This is a genomic window from Pseudomonas sp. BR20 (assembly GCF_050780135.1).
Lineage (GTDB): Bacteria > Pseudomonadota > Gammaproteobacteria > Pseudomonadales > Pseudomonadaceae > Aquipseudomonas.
Map to the genome: position 1 here is coordinate 2,424,749 of NZ_CP172012.1, position 18,049 is coordinate 2,442,797.

The following is an 18,049-nucleotide window of genomic DNA, read 5'->3' on the forward strand; positions in this document are numbered from 1 at the left end:
TCAAAGAAACCAACGGTATTCCCGCGCGTTGATCTCTTGTTGAAAGGCCAGATGGTCCTGGCGTTTGTTTTCGCAGTACACGTCGATAAATTCAGCGCCGAGCTTATCGCGCAATACCGCCTGATGCTGCATGGCGCGCACGGCATCGAGCATTTCCACGGGAAAGTCGGTGCCGCTGCTGCGGTCCTCGTTCAGTGGCGCGATAGGTTCGCGCTTGGCTTCAAGGCCATGCTCAAGGCCGACCAGGATCGCCGCCAGCACCAGATACGGGTTGGCGTCGGCACTGGCCAGGCGATGTTCGATCCTCAGGTTGCGCGGGTCGGAATCGGGGATGCGCACGCACGCATCGCGGTCTTCAAACCCCCAACTGGCGCGGGTCGCGGCGTTGACCGTACCGCCCAGGCGGCGGAAGGCGTTGTGGTTGGGCGAGAAGATCGGCATGCAGTGAGGCAGCAACTCCAGGCAACCGGTCACGGCATGGCGCAGCGGTTGCTGCTGGTGCGCCGCGAGCACATTGTTGCCCGCGCCGTCATACAGGCTGACATGCACATGCATGCCGCTGCCGGGGAATTGCAGGTAAGGCTTGGCCATGAAGCTGGCGCGGTAGCCGTGTTTCAGCGCCACGCCGCGGGTGCTGCGGCAGAACAGGGCCGCCCAGTCGGCGGCGCGCAGGCCGTCGTCTAGGTGACCGAAATTGATCTCGAACTGACCGGGGCCGAGTTCGGCGGTGATCACCGTGATGTCGATGCCCTGGTCCTTTGCGGTCTGCGCCATATCGTCCAGCACCTCGCTGAAGCGCGACAGCCGTTCGATATGCAGGTTGGGCTGGTCGTCGGTGTCATCGCCCAGCGGGTCACGGGCGAATTGCGGCAGGCCGTTGTCGAGTTTTTTGTCGAACAGGTAGAACTCCAGTTCGAAGGCCACCACCGGGTGAATGCCTTTGTGGTGAAGACGCTCCAGCACTTTGGCCAAGACTTCGCGAGGTTCGAATTCGATCGGCGCTTCGGTGCCGTCCGAGGTGATCAACATTTGCCCCAGCGGCTGCGACTCCCAGCTCACCGGCTTGAGCGTGCCGGGCACCAGGCGACGGTTGGCATCCGGGTCGCCGTCGTGGAAGCAGTAGTCGCCGATCTTGAACAGCCCGCCCTGAACCCCCAGCAGCACGGCGTTTTGCGGCAGCTTCAAGGGGCTGCCGGCGGCGACCTTTTCCAGCATCTCGATGGGGTAGCGCTTGCCGTAGAAATGCCCGGGGATGTCCAGGGCGATCAGGTCGACATAACGCACGTCGGGATGGTTCTGGCGAAAGGTCCGGACTTCGGCCAGTAACGTGGAGGCTTGGCTTTTCACGGGTGTTGCTCCTAGTTGTAAACCCACAGCACGCGGGCGGGCAGGTCGGTCAGGTTGGCGTAGCGGCAGTGGGCGAAACTGGCCAGGTGGAAGCTGTCACCGGGGCCGAGGGTGACCGAATCGGCCTCACCCTCTACCCACAGCGTCAATTCGCCTTCCAGTACAAATCCGGCCTGCTCGGCGCGGTCGCTCATGGTCTGTTCACCGCTGTTGGCACCGGGTGCCAGCAGGCTGTCGAGCATCGAGAAGGCACCCTTCATGCTGGGGGAAACCAGGATGTCGGTGATGCCGTTGGCGTAATACACCGTGCGACGTTCGTTGGGGCGGGTGACCCAACTCACGGCCTTGGGTTTGGACAGGCTGTAGAAATAGGTGGTGGGCACATCGAGGGCATGGCTGATGGCGGTGAGATCCGCCACGGTCGGACGCGACAAGCCGCGTTCCACCTGGGACAGGAAGCCCACCGAACGCTCGATCTTCTGTGCGAGCTGGGCGAGGGTGAGCTTCTTGTGCTTGCGCAGGTCGTGGATCAGGATCGCGAGGGCGTCGAGTTCTTCTTGCTGGTTCATGAAATTTATGTCTAATAATTTCATGAAAAATTACAGTATTTATTTCATGGTGGCAATGGGCGAGGCGCGTAAGCCACAGGGAGATTTGTCAGGGGCTGAAAAGTTGTGAAGATACCTATGCTCATCACAGGGGATCAAGGTTCAGCAGGCTGAATGATTTCATGCGCCCGCGGTCGGAACCTGGGTACGCATCATTCATTGAAGGAGCACCCATGAAGTCCAAAACCCTAGCCGCCTGTGTCCTGGCCGCCGCCAGCCTGTCCACCGCCAGCTTTGTCGTGCAGGCCGGCGATACCCCCCAGGAAACCGTGCAGCCTTCGAACATCAATACCCGTGATTTGAAAGAAGGCGACCGTGCCCCGGACATCCTGATGCGCGAGGAGTCGGCGGTCAGCGACTGGAAGAAACGCGGTCTCAAGCAGCCTGAAGCCGACAGCCAGTGGGCCCGTGTGGGCGATAAGTTCGTGCTGCTCAAAACCACCAACGGCACCATCCTGGAGATCACGCCCGTCAAGAAATGACCCGCGTTTTTTTTCGGCTCTTGCGTTAAGGTAACCGGCCATCAAGACCGTGTTACCTTCAAAGAAAGAGAGCAGGATGCTTGCCACAATAAGAAACTACCCCCGCGCCGTGAACCTGTTGTTGTCCGCCACGTTGCTGCTGACGCTGGCCAAGGCGATTACCTTTCCTTACCTGGTGATCTACCTCACCCGCCACTTTGCCCTCGACATCACCCAGGTTGGGCTGGTGATCGGCAGCTCGTTGATCGTCGGCTCGCTGCTCAGCGTGTATGGCGGTTTTCTGGTCGACCGCATCAACAGTTATCGGTTGTTGCTGGGGCTGAGCGTGCTGTTTGGGCTGGGGTTTATCGGTACGGTGCTGGCGCAGAACATCTGGGCGTTCTACAGCTGCCTGATCCTGATCAACCTGGCCTACGCGGTCATCGATATTGCGGTAAAGGCCGGTTTTGCCAGCTTGCTGCCGGAGGATGCGCGCAGCGAAGTGTTTTCCATCAAGTACACACTGACCAATATCGGCTATGCCGCGGGGCCGTTCTTTGGGGCGATGGTGGCCAAGCTGGACATCAGCCTGCCGTTCATCTTGTCGGCGCTGTTGGGGGCGGGGTTTTTCCTGCTGTACTGGCGTTGGGGCGATCGCACCCTGGCGACCGTCGATGTCACGCAAAAGCCGGTGCCGTTCCTGGCCGTTGGTCGCGTGCTGCTGCGTGACCATCGCCTGGTGTGCTTCACCCTCGGGGGTGTGCTCAGCGCCGTGGTGTTCGGCCAGTTCACCGCCTACCTCTCGCAGTACCTGGTCACCACCACCAGTGCTGAATACACCTACACCGTTATCAGCGCCGTGCTCACCACCAACGCCGTGCTGGTGATCGCCTTGCAGTACGTGATTGGCCGACGTATTTCCCACCGCTACCTCAGCCAATGGCTGATCGCAGGCCTGGGCATGTTCATGTTGGGCTTGATCGGTTTTGCACTGTCCACCAACGTGCTGTGGTGGGTGCTGGCGATGGCGGTATTTACCGTGGGGGAAATCATCGTGTTCCCGGCCGAATACATGTTTATCGACCGGATCGCCCCGGACCACTTACGCGGCATGTATTACGGGGCGCAGAACCTGTCCAACCTGGGGGCTGCGCTGGGGCCGGTGCTGTGCGGGCTGGTGCTGGCCAGCCTGCCGGCCCACTACATGTTCTACATGTTAGGCGCGTTCATCGTCGCGGGCGGGGTGTTCTATTTCATTGGTTCGTCGTTGAAGGCGCGTCTTCCCGCGTGACGTTGCCCATGTTGTTGCTTTGCAGTTCGTAGCGCAGTTCTTCCACCATCTTTTCCACGTCTTGCGGGGTCTGCAGCCGGTTGGTGCTGATCCCCGTCACCACCAGGTCCACCCGGCCGGTGTCGGCGTCGTAGACCTTGAGGGTCAGCGACGCATCCCGGCACAGGGTGAACTCGCATGTCAGCGGCGCGAGGCCTTCTTCGATGCAATTTCGCAGTTGAGAGAGCGTAAACATGTGGGTTCCTTCAAGGTGTCGTTTTTACGACGGCACAGGTTAAAAGCCCTGTACTCACACCCTGAAGGTTAGGGATTGCGACTGCGCTGGATAAGGCGAATTCGCACTAACTGTACTAGTGCATTTGCACTTTTATCGGCTTTTCTTGACCCGCAGTTCACCGGCAAACAGTCCGCGTTCACGAGCCCAGACGATCGCTGCGCTACGGCTATGCACCCCCAGTTTCGAGTACACCGTAGCCACATGGTTACGCACGGTATTGGGCGCCAATTTCAGGCGTGAGGCGATCTCCTTGTCGGCCAGGCCCTCGCAGATCAGGCCGAGTACATCACGCTCACGGGCGGTCAGGTCGGTGAAGGCCACGTTCGGCAGGTTGGGGCTGTTGACGCTCTTGGCATTGGCCAGTTTCTCGATCAGGGTCTGGCTGAACCAGGACGCGTCCTGCATCACTTCCTCGATGGCCGCCACCAACTCCAGTTCCGAGCGCTTGCGTTCGGTGATGTTCATCATCACCAGCAGATAGCAGGGCACATCTTGAATGATGACCGTGTCGGCCGAGACCACGCAGTCGATGACCTCGTTGCCTTTCTTGCGCACCCTGAGGTCCTGGCCATCGAGGTTGCCGGCTTTCTCCAGGGTGGCGAACAACTGGGCGGCTGTCTCCTGGCTGTCGATGAAGTTGATGTCTTCGATGGATTTACCGATCAGCTCTTCACTGGTGTACCCGGTCATGGCCATGAATGCTTCGTTGACATCCACCACCTGCCGATTGTCGGCGCTGCACACCAATGTGGGCACCGGCGTCAGGCGAAACGACTTGGCGAAGCGCTCTTCACTCTGGCGCAGGGCGATTTCGGCCTTGCGGCGTGGCTCCAGGTCGGTGAAGGAAAACAGCATGCAGTCTTCTTCGTTCATGTCCAGCGGCTGGCCGGCGACAATCACCAGTTTGCTGCCGCCTCCGGGCAGTTTCAGCTCGGCCTGCATCTGCGGGATGGTCGCGCCTTCACCGAGGCGCTGAACGGCCAGGTCCCTGCGCTCGGCATGCTCCAGCACGTCCAGCTCATACACTGAGCGGCCGATCACCTGGTCACGGTTGTAGCCGGTCATCTCCAGGAAGCCCTGGTTCACTTTGATATAGCGCAGGTCGCTGAGGCGGCAGATCACCGCCGGCGCCGGGTTGGCGTTGAAGGTTTTTTCGAAGCGCTGTTCGGCGCTGGCCCATTCGGTGGCGTCGCTGAGGATCAGCACCAGCAATTCAGGCGTGCCATGGGAGTCGCTGATGAGCAGGCTGCGCAGGCGATGCACCCAGGTTTTTTCTTCATCGGAGGTGGGCATGACCTCCACCACCACGTCGCTGAATTCATCGCCTGCCGCCGCGCGGGCGAGGGGGTAATTCTCCAGGGGCAAGGGATGATTATTGCGATAGCGCAGGGCGAAGCGTTCGGCGTATTCCCGGGTATTGCTGCCCAGTGCCGCGACCTCATTCACCCCGTGCATGGTCAGCGCGGCTTCATTGGCCCAGAGGATGGTCTGGTCGACCTCGGCCAGGATTATCCCGTCGGACAGCCCGGAGATGATCTGCTGCAGTTGGCGGCGGTTGGTTTCTTTGGCAAGGACATCCTGGGTCATGATTTCTCCGGGTTTTAGGCGCATGGAAGTACGACAGCCCGGTGTCAGGATAGTGCGGAGCAATTGGCCGGCATGGGGTGCGAATGCATCAGATGGCGTAGTGCATTTGTGCGAGGACGAGGAGCTGAAGCCACAGGCCGAGCAGGGATCCCGTGAGGTGACGCCCAAGCAGCTGTCGCGTGCGGCGTTGAGTTTCTTTGTGGGTCGAGTGGCGCTGACGATGCGTCGGGTAACGTTGGCTTGATCGGTTGATGTGTTCAAAGGTGGTTAGGGGGGGCCCTAACCACACCTTTCAAGTTGCCAGCCAACCTATGATCGGCACAATCATCAACGTACTCAAGGCCATTGAAACTACATTGCCAATGTATGGATGAAAATGGGCAGGCAGTCTCGCTGCAATTGCACAGGCCAACGGCGGTGCGACCAGTGCGCCCAGCAATGCACTTGAAGTCACCACCATCCAACTGCCACCGTGGGTCAACACCGCTGCCGGTACCACAGATACCAACGGTACATAGGTGGGATACCAACCCCGCTTTATCCATTGATGGCGCCAGATCACTACGCCAAAAGCCGACGTCAGTGCCTGCGCTCCTACCATGTGCAAAAGCAGGCCGGAGCCATAAGCCGGGCTCATGGGGTTGAGGGCATAGGCAAGTAACACGCCTGCCAACAGTCCGAGACTGGCCAACTCATTTCCAAAAAAGGGGGCTTCGGAAAAGTCCGCCAGCACTCGGCGCAGGCTCCAGAACACTCCGTAACTGGGCGGGGTAACAGGTATCGGTCGGTCTGGAGCGATAGCGTCCGAACGCACCAGCGAGGGCACCCGACGACACAGTGCAAATGCGATGACGCTTCCGATAGCCATGCCCAGCACATTACCGACCACGGCTGGTAAACCCAGTGGCACACACACCAGATTGACGATCAACAAGCACAATGGAGTAACCAGCAATGCTCCCAGCACTGCACCATTGAGGGCGACCTTCCAACCGCTGCCAAACATGAGCACTATCGCTGCTGGCAATGAAACAAACGCCGCAAACGTAGGCTGCCAGGTTTCGGCGGTAACGCTCCAACCCCACAGCAGGTTGCTCAGCAACAGCCCGATCAACGAACTGGTCACCACCCAAGGCCATAATCCGGTGCCATAGCAAATGGAAAAGCCCTGCCAGGCTTTGCCGCGCTTGCTCGCCCACCAAGCCAGATAGGCACCACTCAATAGGCCCAGTGACGCGAGTTCATGCTTGTAGAAGGCAACTTCGCTGATATCTCCCACTACCCACCGCAACCAGGCGGCGGGGTGGGGTAGGGCCGTCACCATCTCACTGTATCCTGGCCACGAACCCCGATGACTGGCTACAACCCATACCGCGAGCAAGGTTGCGACCAGTCCCAGTGCAACCACTGTGATATCCACCCGTGAGCAGATCGGTGTTTTCTTGGTAAATAACCTTTCCATAATGTGCCCTCCTCTCAGCGAGGCAGGGCAGGGTGTTGGGAATACCCGAGCATCTGATCATAAAGATCATTGCGACGGTCCCGCTGCAGATCATTGAGGCTGTTCCAGATCGGCGCGCTGCGGGCGCTGGTGATGTCAATGTCGGCGAACAGGATCTCTTGGCGATTGGCCGAAGCCACGGCGCCGATTGGCCAGCCATTTGTCCCTGCAATCAAGGAGCATCCGAGATAGCGGGCATCCCGCTCTTCACCAATGCGGCTCGCGGCCGCGATAAATACGTTGTTCACATGTGCAGCTGTCATCGTCAGGTACGACGCCATGCACTTTCCTGCCTCATCGAACAACGGTGGGGGTGTCCACACCCAATTGTTCAAGCTGCAAATGATATCGGCGCCTTGCTGGCTCAAAATGCGCGGTACCTCCGGAAACCAGATGTCCCAGCAGATCAGCAGGCCGATACGACCGATCGGCGTTTCAAACACTGGAAAACCAGAATTCCCCGGGGTGAACCAAAGCTTTTCCAGGTTCCATAAATGGGCTTTGCGGTATTTGCCTATGAACCCGTCGGGCCCCAGCAATACGGCTGTGTTGAACAGCTGCATACCATCGATTTCGCTAAGACCGGCGACCAGATACACCTGATGCTTGCAGGCAAAGTCGATCCATTCCCGCACACTCGGTCCGTTCGGCACTGCCTCTGCATGATCAAACGCGTCCTGGCGGCTGCTGAAGAAATAGCCGCAGTTGGAAAGCTCCGGCAGCACGATCAGATTGGCGCCGCCGTTTACTGCTTCAGTCGCCAGTAGAAGACTTTGACGCAGGTTGTCGCTTCGGTTGGCTATACCGACCTGTGGGTTGAACTGAATGACGGCGACGCGGGCAGGGCTTGTTGGTTCGTTCATGGGGGTGACCTCTTATTGTTATGCAACCGGATTTTGGTTGGATGTTTATAAGAGGTGAAGAAATGTTTAAAGAAAAGTCAGATAATTCCTGTTGTGACGTAGCCGGATTCTCTTGATGTAGTTTAAGTCTCTGTCTTGTACTCTGGATAATCTTGCATGCAAAAATCTCCATTGAATTTTGCTTGGGTCTTGTTGCAGATATTGATCACAGTATCAATGGCGCCTCTGAAGCAAGGTTCTGTCCAGCCAGCATCCACAGAAAAAGATTCACCACAAAGATAAAGCCCGGATGTGAGAGAAAAGTCCCTGTTGTATTTCATCAGGCCTACGGCGTCGTAGTAGGTGCCAGGGCGATAGAGTTTTGCACAGCCAAGGGCGTGTTTATCGTTCATCCAGCGCTGAACGATTGCTTGGTCACGTCCTATATAAGGAGAAATGCGTTTTTTAATATTTGTTGACTTCAAAAGTATCCTGTCCAGCTCCTCTATGCATTTGTCGACCAGTTCTTCGTCGCTGAACAGCGAAAGCTTTGTTGCATCATCCTCCCACGTGTAGCTTAAGAGGATACAGTCGTAAGTGTGGTTTCCATTGTAGCGATAAGTGTAGACGTCATGTATGAAGCTGTCGGTTACAATAGCTTGAGGTATGTTTTTATTGAGTGAGAGGAAAGATTTTTTGAGGGGGGCGTACACCTTGCAGCTGGTTTCCCAATGAGCCGTTTTGTAGGCTGCGATTGTTTCGAAGGGAAGCATATCTTGGCTGAAATTCTCGATGAGAATTTGTGTTTCTATCAGCCATGATGGAAGGGTGATTACAAGTGAATCGACATCGATAAATTCACTTTTTGTTTTACTCGGCTGAGTAGTATTCCAGTCGTAGTAAACCCTTGTTTTTCCATTCTCAAGTTTTTTTATTTTCGTTGCAGCACTGTTGGTCAGCAAACCGTACGGACTTTTCAGTAAGTGTTCATATAATGATTCGGTGGTCTCTTGCGATTTTATAAAAAGCAGGGATTCGGCCAGTGAGCCAAGACCAATGTAATTTGGTTTATTAAATTTTAGGCCTCTCGAGTCAACTGTCTCTGTGACGTCAAGATAAGGTGACGCCATGGGGGCACCTTCTGAGTTCACACGGCCGTGGATCAGTTGCAAATGACTGCTAAAACCAAATATCGCCGTGCGTATTGGGTAAATCGAGCAGACATCATAGAACGCTCCCCAACTGCCATCACCAATGCCTATTGAGTAAAAAACAGCCGACTCCTGTGCGGTCATCCCCATTCCGCCAAAGTTGCCAGGATCACTTTGCCGCCAGTGATCGATGGTTGGCATCTTCACCAAGTCACGAAATGACATGCCTTCATATTTTTTTACTATGGCATCCCACATGTCTTCCCAACCGTCAGAGCCGAAATGCTCGGAAACGTGCAGCGTCATCCGTTCAGCGAATGCCTTCCACTTCGCAAAAACGGACCCTAAGATTTCACCGGGTGGTGCTGTTTTTCCGTTTGGGTTTTTCCAGATAAGCATTGTGGGTTCACTGTCTCCTTCCAGGCTCCCTTCTCTCAGGTAGATTCCAGTTGAGTGGACGCTGGGGCTGCCGGGGTTTGGAAAGTCGGAGCAGACTAATTCAAATGCATTTGCGTAATACGCCATAAGCGAACGACCATCTTTGGGCTGCTCATTTGATCTATTGAAGAACGGCATTCTCATTGCGCCCATCTCAAAAGGAGGGCGACCGACAGTATTCGTATTATTACTACCAAGAGCTGTCAGGTGTCGACCGCCTATACGCTTTGACTTTTCTATTAGTGTAATATTTTTGAAACCGCACCTATGCAGCTCGCGTGCAGTTGTTAAACCTGTAATTCCCGCACCAATAATGCAAATTTTGTGAGCAGTGTCGGTCGCTTGAGCAACGCCGTTTTCTTGCTCTACCAATGCTCGGTAATCGAAACACAAATCTGGCGGGCTAGGGAATCGTGCCCTCCATTTATTCTTTACAGTGCGCTTTTTACGATGACCTTGTGGGGCTATATCTGCTGGATAATTAAAGTTTGAACCGATGGTCATTTTTGATCTTTCTCGTTCAGAATTGATTTTCTACTCATAGGTTGAATATAGGTTCTGGAAGAGACAATAAGCAGGATGTGATTTTTGGCTAGGGTATGTCGTGTTCTGTTGTAGGTGAAGGGGGACTGGCCCGAGTATTTGATTGTTCCACGCTCCGCGTGAGAGCGATCCAGAGCACAAAGATTGTTATTACTTCACTGGCGTAAGGGATTTACCCGCCGTCATCATCAAGTCGCAAGATTTTTTATCCGTGTGTCTCGTGTGTGCAAAAAACGCATTACCATTTAGTGGGGTGTGTATACACACCCAAGGGTGAGGCGATGAGAAGTCGAGCAGGTGATTGACCTGCTGGTTGCGGATGGTTGGTTTGAGGTGGCAGTGAAGGGCAGTCATCATCAGTTCAAGCACCTCGCGAGGCGGGGAAGAGTCACCGTCCCTCATCCCAAGTCAGAGATAGCCAAGGGCACTCTGCACAGTATTTTCAAATCAGCCGGTCTCAAATAATTGCCTGCTGGATGAATTGGGCGAGCTCCCACGGGCTCGGTCAGAGGAGGAACAATGAAATTCCCAGTGGTAGTACACAAAGATGCTGATTCGGATTACAGCGTGACCGTCCCTGATGTGCCGGGGTGTTTCTCGGCAGGCGGGTCTTTTTCCGAAGCGCTGGACAATGTACGTGAGGCATTGGCTCTGCACCTCGAAGGCCTGGTTGCCGATCAGGAACAGCTTCCTCAGGCGCTGGAGGTTGATGCCCATTTGGGTAATCCGGATTTTGCCGGTGGTGTCTGGGCGATAGTCGACTTTGACCTCACGCCTTATCTGGGGAAATCAGTGCGGTTCAATGCCTCTCTGCCGGAACACCTCTTGCAGCGGATTGACGAGCGTGTGCAAAAGGATCATCGCTATGCATCGCGGTCAGGTTTTTTGGCGACGGCAGCGCTGCGTGAGCTCCCTGCGTAAGTAAGCACAAGCGAGCACTCTGTATCGGCTTATGGCGTGTTCAAGTCGGGCCGACGCTATATCTACGGGGTTTTTGTGGGGGGCAGTACTAAAGCAACGGGGCTGCTGCGCAGCCCAGCGGGAGCAAGCCCCCTCGCCACAGAGACCCACTGTGCTTTTAGCGTGGCTGCACACACTCCAGTGACCGGTCAACCATCACACTGGCCATGTCCACCAGGTGCATGACCGACAGCACCAGCGTGCGTGAAGGGCCGTCCAGTTGATCCCCCGCCGTCTGTGCGGCAACGGCGGCGCAACGTAGCACACTGCTGGCGTGGGCCAGGGCGTCTTCGAAGCTGAGGTCTGGGGTGGTGGTGAAGAATTGCAGTGCTGGGGCGGGTGGGGCGGGGACGAGTTTATCCATGGGTTCAACTCCTAATCTAAATTGGAATGTCACCACCATCGCTACCAAACGATGTTTAGGGTGGTGACCGTACGCAGATTGGTAGACCGGTGATTAGGACCCGGTGCACCCGAAGGTGCCCTGCGCACGGCCACCATAACGCAGGGCCGAAAAAAAGCGCCTTGCAGAAGGGGGCGCTTAGCGCCTAATCACTCGTGGTCTACCAAACCCCGAGTCACTGAATTAGCAGTGACCGCCGAAGACTAGCCACGTGATTTGAGCGGCGCAAGCGCTTGGGATTCTCTCGGAAACGTCCTGCAAGTTAAAGGGAAATGTCACGGCTGCGACTGTTCCTACACTTGCCAAACCCCACCGATTCTGGGAAAACCCCAGCCTTTACGCCTTCAACGAGAACTACCATGAGCCCCGACGAACTCCAGATCACCGACACTCGCCCAGGCACCGGCAAAGCCGTGGTCAAGGGCGCGCTGATCACCACCCAATACACCGGCACCCTGGAAGACGGTACGGTCTTCGATTCGTCCTGGGAGCGGGGCAAGCCGTTCCAGTGTGTGATCGGCACCGGGCGGGTGATCAAGGGCTGGGACCAGGGATTGATGGGCATGCAGGTCGGCGGGGTGCGCAGGTTGTTTGTGCCGGCGCACCTGGCCTATGGCGAACGGTCTATGGGCGCGCATATCAAGCCCAACAGCAATCTGCGCTTTGAGATTGAGTTGTTGGAAGTGCTGACGCGGGATGATTGAGTCGTTTCGACGCAAGGAGGCTGCATGAACATACTTCACGCAATACGCGACAGCTGGGGTTGGGCGGGCATTGACCCTGTTGAGGTCGTAGGCGCTACGGCGTTTGGCAATTTGATGGTCGAGGACGAACAGGGTCGCTACTGGCGAGTGTGCCCCGAGGCACTTTCCTGCGAAGTGATCGCCCAGACCCGTGAAGCCTTGGAGGAGGTCTCCAGGGATCAGGCCTTTCTGCACGACTGGTACCTGCAATCGATGGTGGATCAGGCCGAGGAGATGCTGGGGCCGTTAGCGCAGGGCAAGGTTTACCATTTCGTTATTTCGCCGGTGTTGGGCGGCGAGTACGCCATCGACAATGTGCGTCAACTTGATCATATCGAGCAGCTTCGGTTCTGCGGTGATCTGGCACGTGAGATCAAGGATTTGCCCGACGGCGCGCAAGTGAAACTCAAGATTGTGGATTAGTCGCTTGTAAGGACAGCCCCTCATGGATGTGGATTGCATGACTCAACTTCCTCTGAACACCTTCCCCGATATTCGAGTCGTGGCGCTTACCCTGGCTGACGAAGTTGAGCTACAGCAGTTTTTTGAGCACGCGCCGGATTACTTCATCGCGGTCAACGGCGAGCCTGCCACGCTGACCGAAGCGTGCGACGAATTGCAGGTGCAATTGCCGGCGGGGTGGGCGTGCAGTCGGATGCACTGGCTGGGTTATCGCGGTACGGACGAGACGCTGGTCGCCGTGGTGAATATCGCGGCGGATCTGCTGGCTGATGGGGTGTGGCATATCGGTTTGCTGCTGGTCGATTCGCGCTGGCATGGCACCGGGCTTGCCCAGCAGCTGCATTCAGACCTTGAACGTTGGGCGTTGGAAAATGGCGCCCAGTGGCTGCGGCTGTCGGTGGTGGTCGGCAATACCAAAGCCGAACGCTTCTGGCCCAAGCTTGGGTATGTATCCGTGCGCACGCGGGACGGGATCACGATGGGGCGGCAGGTGAACAGGGTGTCGATTCAGGTTAAGGCGTTGGCGGGTGGACAGGTTAAGGATTACCTGGCGTTGGTTGAGCGGGATCGACCCTGTACACCGTAAGTGTGGGAGGCCCCGCTCGCCACAGGAATGCGCTCGACTGAAATGGCTTACCCTCCTTTGATCTTCGCCAGGTTCAGGATGACCGCTTTCTGAACCCTCCCTGAAGAATCTTCTTATTCACCATATGGAAACTTTCCTACGGTTTACTCTCCTTAAATCGGGGCGTAAGCTTCGCGCGTTTTCATCAATAGCGGAGACCCTCAGTGGGTACTTGTTCGAGTGACAGTTGTCGGCCGGTCTCGGTAACCGGCACATACTTGGCAAGATAACGCGCATTTTTTCGATGCCGTTGTCTCGCCACCTAGCGAGAAGCGGCATCCCGGCAGCGGCCAGTCCTGGCTGTTGTCCGATCCCTCTCATCGACGCTGACCAGCACCCGGTTAACCTCGGGATGCTACGGACGCGCCTGCCTTTCAGGGCGGGCGGCCGACCTGACTGTGCCTATGAAACGGGCGCGGTGGGACAGGCAGTACCTGCACGACGGTTTTTTCCTCGCGCAGGAGTAACACACCATGAACCTCACTCTGTTGAAAGAGTTCTTCGCCGGCTTCTTGCGGACCCGGCATATCGCCCGGCATTTCCGCCGCCTGGCGATGCTCGAAACCGTGACCGATGCCAGCGTCAGCCGCGAAGTGCCGCCCACTCTGGCGCAAACCCTGGTGGTCGCGGCCAATAGCAGTGCCGTGCAATTGCTCGGTACGTTGGGCAGCCATACCGAGGGCTTGAACAGCCTGGAAGCCGACGCCCTGCGCGTGCAATACGGCCTCAATGAAGTCGAGCACGAGCAGCCGCTGCCGTGGTGGGTGCACCTGTGGCATTGCTATAAAAATCCGTTCAACCTGCTGCTGACCTTGCTGGCGGTGATTTCCTGGCTGACCGAAGACATGAAGGCCGCCACGGTGATTTTCTCCATGGTGGTGCTCTCGACCCTGCTGCGTTTTTGGCAGGAGGCCAAGTCCAACAAGGCCGCCGATGCCTTGAAAGCCATGGTGAGCAACACCGCCACGGTATTGCGCCGGGATGATGCCAAGCGCGTCGAATTGCCGATCAAACAGCTGGTGCCAGGTGACCTGATCGTGCTCTCGGCCGGTGACATGATCCCCGCTGACTGCCGCGTGCTCAGTGCCAAGGACCTGTTCGTCAGCCAGGCGGCGATGACCGGTGAATCGATGCCGGTGGAGAAGTTCGCCCAGCAGCGCGACACCAACACCCGCAACCCGCTGGACCTGGAGAACATCCTGTTCATGGGCACGAACGTGGTGTCCGGCGCCGCGACGGCGGTGATTTTGACCACCGGCAACAGCACCTATTTCGGTGCGCTGGCCCAACGCGTGACTGCCACCGACCGTGCAACCACCTCGTTCCAGCAGGGCGTCAACAAGGTCAGCTGGCTGCTGATCCGCTTTATGTTTGTGATGGCGCCGCTGGTGTTGTTCATCAACGGTTTCACCAAGGGCGACTGGACCGAAGCGCTGCTGTTCGCGCTGTCGATTGCCGTGGGCCTGACCCCGGAAATGCTGCCGATGATTGTCACATCCACGCTGGCCAAGGGCGCGGTATTCCTGTCGCGCAAGAAGGTTATCGTCAAGCGCCTGGATGCGATCCAGAACTTTGGCGCGATGGATGTGCTGTGCACCGACAAGACCGGCACCCTGACCCAGGACCGGATTTTCCTGGCGCGTCACGTGAACGTGTGGGGCGAAGAGTCTGACGATGTGCTGGAGATGGCTTACCTCAACAGCTACTACCAGACCGGCCTGAAAAACCTGCTGGACGTGGCGGTGCTGGAGCATGTGGAGGTGCATCGCGAGCTGAAGGTCGGCACCGCGTTTCAGAAGATCGATGAGATCCCGTTCGACTTCAACCGCCGTCGCATGTCGGTGGTGGTGGCGGAGCAGGGCCAGCCGCATTTGCTGATCTGCAAAGGCGCGGTGGAGGAGATCCTCTCGGTGTGCAACAGCGTGCGCCATGGCGAGGTCAACGAAGCGCTGACCGACGACTTGCTGGCGCGCATTCGCCAGGTCACTGCCGCGTTCAACGAAGAAGGCCTGCGGGTGGTGGCGGTGGCCGCGCAACCCATGATGCCGGGGCGCGATACCTACAGCCTGGCGGATGAAAACAACCTCACGCTGATCGGTTACGTCGCCTTCCTCGATCCACCCAAGGAAAGCACCGCGCCCGCTCTCAAGGCGCTGAAAGCCCATGGTGTGGCGGTCAAGGTGCTGACCGGCGACAACGAGCTGGTCACCGCCAAAATCTGCCGCGAAGTGGGCCTGGAGCAACAGGGCCTGTTGATGGGCAACGACATCGAGGACATGACCGACGCCGAGCTGGCCAAGGCTGTGGAAACCACCAATGTGTTCGCCCGCCTGACGCCAAGCCACAAGGAGCGCATCGTGCGTCTGCTCAAGGCCAACGGGCATGTGGTGGGCTTTATGGGCGACGGCATCAATGACGCGCCGGCGTTGCGTACGGCCGACATTGGTATCTCGGTGGACAGCGCGGTGGACATCGCCAAGGAAGCCGCCGACATCATCCTGTTGGAAAAGAGCCTGATGATCCTGGAGGAGGGCGTGCTGGAGGGCCGGCGCACCTTCGCCAATATGCTCAAGTACATCAAGATGACGGCCAGCTCCAACTTCGGCAACGTGTTCTCGGTGTTGGTGGCCAGTGCGTTTATCCCGTTCCTGCCAATGCTGCCGATGCACCTGCTGGTGCAAAACCTGCTGTATGACATTTCGCAGATCGCGATCCCGTTCGATAACGTCGACGAGGACATGCTCGCCAAGCCACAACGCTGGCAGCCGGGGGACGTGGGGCGCTTCATGCTGTTTTTCGGGCCGATCAGTTCGATCTTCGACATCACCACGTTCGCACTCATGTGGTACGTCTTCGATGCCAATACGCCTGACCACCAGACCCTGTTCCAGTCCGGCTGGTTCGTGGTGGGCCTGCTGACCCAGACGTTGATCGTACACATGATCCGCACCCCGAAAATCCCGTTCCTGCAAAGTCGCGCGGCGATGCCGTTGATGGTGATGACCGGCGTGATCATGGCCGTGGGGATCTTCCTGCCGATGGGGCCGCTGGCGCATTACTTCAAATTGCAGGCGCTGCCGTCGCTGTACTTTGTGTTCCTGCCGGTGATCCTGCTGGCGTACATGGCGCTGACCCAGGCGGTAAAGGGCTACTACGTCCGTAAATTTGGCTGGCAATGAACAGGGACGGTTTCCCATGCAAGCAATCAACAACATCAACCTCGACTCCCTGGTCGATACTCTGGTCAGCCTCACCGCCGCGTTTATCCTCGGTGGTCTGATCGGCTTCGAGCGCCAGTACCGCCAACGCACGGCGGGCCTGCGCACCAACGTACTGGTGGCGGTGGGGGCGGCGATTTTTGTCGACATGGCCAACCGCCTCGGCGGTGCGGAAGGCGCGGTGCGGGTGGTGGCGTATGTGGTGTCGGGCATCGGCTTTCTGGGGGCCGGTGTGATCATGCGCGAGGAAGGCAATGTGCGCGGTCTCAACACCGCCGCCACGCTCTGGGCGTCGGCGGCGGTGGGGGCATGCGCGGGGGCCGACCTGGTCCTCGAAGCGTTGCTGGGCACGCTGTTTGTGCTGGCGGCCAATACGCTGCTGCGGCCCATCGTCAATAACATCAACCGCCAACCGCTGGATGTGGTGTCGGCGGAGGTCACCAACATCCTCTATGTGATTGCCCGGCGTACCCAGCAAACCGCGGTATTGGCATTGCTGGAAGCTGAACTGGCGCGCTGTAACTACCCGGCCAGCGATGTCGATGTGCGACCGTTCGGCGCCGAGGAAGTTGAAATCGAAGCCACCCTGGCAGTGACCTCGGTAGATGGTGACGAGTTGGACGCTCTGGTGGCGCGAATTTCCAGGTCGACCCTGGTGGTACAGGCCTTCTGGAGCCCCAGCACCACCGAGTAGCTTCTGGAGGACTCTGGGGAAAAGTCCTACATTTAGTCGAGATTATCCCTTCATTGGAAAAAGCACGCGGTTGCTAAGGTTGCGCGCTTGCGCCTGTTCAGGAATCAAGGCGTGGCTTCACATGTTTACTGTGTTTTGCAAAAGGAGGGGCCTTACTGCCTGAGGTGTTGTACGGAGTATTCAGTACCGCTTGTCGGAACTGTTACTTTTCACAGGTAGTGAGGTCTCGCGTGATATGTAAGCGTACTGATCTTCCCAGGGGAGTCTTATGAGCAACAAAGCTTTAATCGTGGATGATCACCCTTTTATACGTGCCACCGTGAAGTATCTGTTGAAGCAGGAAGGCTTCGATACCATCTACGAAGCGGGTAATGGCGCTGACGCCATGCAGATTGCTCGCGAAGAACGTCCGGACCTGGTCATTCTCGACCTGGCGATGCCCAAGCTCGGTGGGTTGGAGGTGATCAGCCGGATCAAGGCGCTGGAGTTGCCCTGCAGGATCCTGGTGCTGACCTCGTATCTGGCGGTGTTCTTTTCCACTCGCTGCATGCGCGCCGGGGCGATGGGGTTTGTCGCCAAGACCGGTGAACTGGATGAGCTGCAAAAGGCGATCCGGGCGATCAGGTCCGGCTACAGTTGCTTCCCCAGCCTGCCCACCAGTTCGGTGCGTCGCGACGACCTGCAATCGACCGAGCAGGAGTTGGTGGAGGCGTTATCCGATCGCGAATTGACCGTCCTGCAAAAGCTGGCCCTGGGCCTGGGCAACAAGGAAATTGCCGAGGACATGCTGTTAAGCCACAAGACCATCAGCACCTACAAGACGCGGCTCAAGGAGAAGTTGCGTATGTCGTCGGTGGTGCATCTGTCCAAGTTTGCCCAGCGCAATCATCTGATCTGA

17 protein-coding genes and 1 pseudogene are annotated in these 18,049 nt (G+C 57.4%); 10 read left to right on the forward strand and 8 right to left on the reverse strand.

Features of this window, described 5'->3' with window-relative positions; all coding sequences use genetic code 11:
- Together ACHPFG_RS11130 and ACHPFG_RS11135 are read right to left on the reverse strand one after the other, a co-directional pair.
- Positions 1-1,347: a glutamine synthetase family protein gene (locus ACHPFG_RS11130; RefSeq protein WP_431702412.1), complete on the reverse strand. Its 1,347-nt coding sequence runs from the start codon at positions 1,345-1,347 to the stop codon at positions 1-3.
- Positions 1,348-1,358: 11 nt separating this feature from the next.
- The gene (locus ACHPFG_RS11135) at positions 1,359-1,916 is read right to left on the reverse strand and encodes a helix-turn-helix domain-containing protein (RefSeq protein ID WP_131699982.1); all 558 of its coding nucleotides are present in this window, start codon (positions 1,914-1,916) and stop codon (positions 1,359-1,361) included.
- A gap of 212 nt (positions 1,917-2,128) precedes the next feature.
- Here ACHPFG_RS11135 and ACHPFG_RS11140 point away from each other — a divergent pair, with 212 nt between their 5' ends.
- On the forward strand, positions 2,129-2,437 hold the full coding sequence (locus ACHPFG_RS11140) for an RcnB family protein (protein ID WP_340053148.1): 309 nt from the start codon (positions 2,129-2,131) through the stop codon (positions 2,435-2,437).
- Positions 2,438-2,513: 76 nt separating this feature from the next.
- The gene (locus ACHPFG_RS11145) at positions 2,514-3,707 is read left to right on the forward strand and encodes an MFS transporter (RefSeq protein ID WP_131699980.1); all 1,194 of its coding nucleotides are present in this window, start codon (positions 2,514-2,516) and stop codon (positions 3,705-3,707) included.
- Here ACHPFG_RS11145 and ACHPFG_RS11150 read toward each other — a convergent pair.
- The 5 genes from ACHPFG_RS11150 to ACHPFG_RS11170 all read right to left on the reverse strand — a co-directional run bounded on the left by ACHPFG_RS11150 (position 3,670) and on the right by ACHPFG_RS11170 (position 10,007).
- On the reverse strand, positions 3,670-3,942 hold the full coding sequence (locus tag ACHPFG_RS11150) for a DUF1652 domain-containing protein (RefSeq protein WP_184746480.1): 273 nt from the start codon (positions 3,940-3,942) through the stop codon (positions 3,670-3,672). The genes ACHPFG_RS11145 and ACHPFG_RS11150 overlap by 38 nt on opposite strands.
- Before the next feature lie 132 nt (positions 3,943-4,074).
- A complete protein-coding gene (locus ACHPFG_RS11155; RefSeq protein ID WP_431702415.1) occupies positions 4,075-5,571 on the reverse strand; it encodes a PAS domain S-box protein in 1,497 nt (498 codons plus the stop codon).
- A gap of 292 nt (positions 5,572-5,863) precedes the next feature.
- Positions 5,864-7,033: a hypothetical protein gene (locus tag ACHPFG_RS11160; protein WP_431702417.1), complete on the reverse strand. Its 1,170-nt coding sequence runs from the start codon at positions 7,031-7,033 to the stop codon at positions 5,864-5,866.
- A gap of 14 nt (positions 7,034-7,047) precedes the next feature.
- Positions 7,048-7,935: a nitrilase family protein gene (locus tag ACHPFG_RS11165; RefSeq protein WP_131699976.1), complete on the reverse strand. Its 888-nt coding sequence runs from the start codon at positions 7,933-7,935 to the stop codon at positions 7,048-7,050.
- A 122-nt stretch (positions 7,936-8,057) separates the two neighbouring features.
- Positions 8,058-10,007, reverse strand: coding sequence for a flavin monoamine oxidase family protein (locus tag ACHPFG_RS11170; RefSeq protein WP_431702419.1), 1,950 nt, complete (start codon positions 10,005-10,007; stop codon positions 8,058-8,060).
- Positions 10,008-10,327: 320 nt separating this feature from the next.
- Between ACHPFG_RS11170 and ACHPFG_RS11175 the strand changes: the two are divergent.
- A pseudogene (locus ACHPFG_RS11175) lies at positions 10,328-10,511 on the forward strand (type II toxin-antitoxin system HicA family toxin).
- A 54-nt stretch (positions 10,512-10,565) separates the two neighbouring features.
- Positions 10,566-10,967 (forward strand): type II toxin-antitoxin system HicB family antitoxin, encoded by a 402-nt coding sequence (locus ACHPFG_RS11180; RefSeq protein ID WP_431702421.1) that lies wholly within the window; start codon positions 10,566-10,568, stop codon positions 10,965-10,967.
- A gap of 157 nt (positions 10,968-11,124) precedes the next feature.
- On the opposite strand, the gene ACHPFG_RS11185 is transcribed toward ACHPFG_RS11180, so the two are convergent.
- Complete coding sequence (locus ACHPFG_RS11185) at positions 11,125-11,370, reverse strand: DUF6124 family protein (RefSeq protein ID WP_131699975.1); 246 nt, start codon at positions 11,368-11,370, stop codon at positions 11,125-11,127.
- Positions 11,371-11,768: 398 nt separating this feature from the next.
- Between ACHPFG_RS11185 and ACHPFG_RS11190 the strand changes: the two genes are divergently transcribed.
- The 6 genes from ACHPFG_RS11190 (at position 11,769) to ACHPFG_RS11215 (ending at position 18,049) form a co-directional block, all read left to right on the forward strand.
- Positions 11,769-12,113: an FKBP-type peptidyl-prolyl cis-trans isomerase gene (locus ACHPFG_RS11190; RefSeq protein WP_065926228.1), complete on the forward strand. Its 345-nt coding sequence runs from the start codon at positions 11,769-11,771 to the stop codon at positions 12,111-12,113.
- Between the two features lie 24 nt (positions 12,114-12,137).
- Positions 12,138-12,575, forward strand: coding sequence for a T6SS immunity protein Tdi1 domain-containing protein (locus tag ACHPFG_RS11195; protein ID WP_145337114.1), 438 nt, complete (start codon positions 12,138-12,140; stop codon positions 12,573-12,575).
- A 22-nt stretch (positions 12,576-12,597) separates the two neighbouring features.
- Positions 12,598-13,200: a GNAT family N-acetyltransferase gene (locus ACHPFG_RS11200; RefSeq protein WP_145337115.1), complete on the forward strand. Its 603-nt coding sequence runs from the start codon at positions 12,598-12,600 to the stop codon at positions 13,198-13,200.
- A gap of 512 nt (positions 13,201-13,712) precedes the next feature.
- Positions 13,713-16,418, forward strand: coding sequence for a magnesium-translocating P-type ATPase (gene mgtA, locus ACHPFG_RS11205; RefSeq protein WP_431702424.1), 2,706 nt, complete (start codon positions 13,713-13,715; stop codon positions 16,416-16,418).
- 16 nt (positions 16,419-16,434) lie between these two features.
- Positions 16,435-17,151, forward strand: a complete 717-nt coding sequence (locus ACHPFG_RS11210; RefSeq protein WP_431702426.1) for an MgtC/SapB family protein — start codon at positions 16,435-16,437, stop codon at positions 17,149-17,151.
- Positions 17,152-17,419: 268 nt separating this feature from the next.
- Positions 17,420-18,049 carry a response regulator transcription factor gene (locus ACHPFG_RS11215; RefSeq protein ID WP_281111778.1) on the forward strand — a complete coding sequence of 210 codons (630 nt, stop codon included), beginning with the start codon at positions 17,420-17,422 and terminating at the stop codon, positions 18,047-18,049.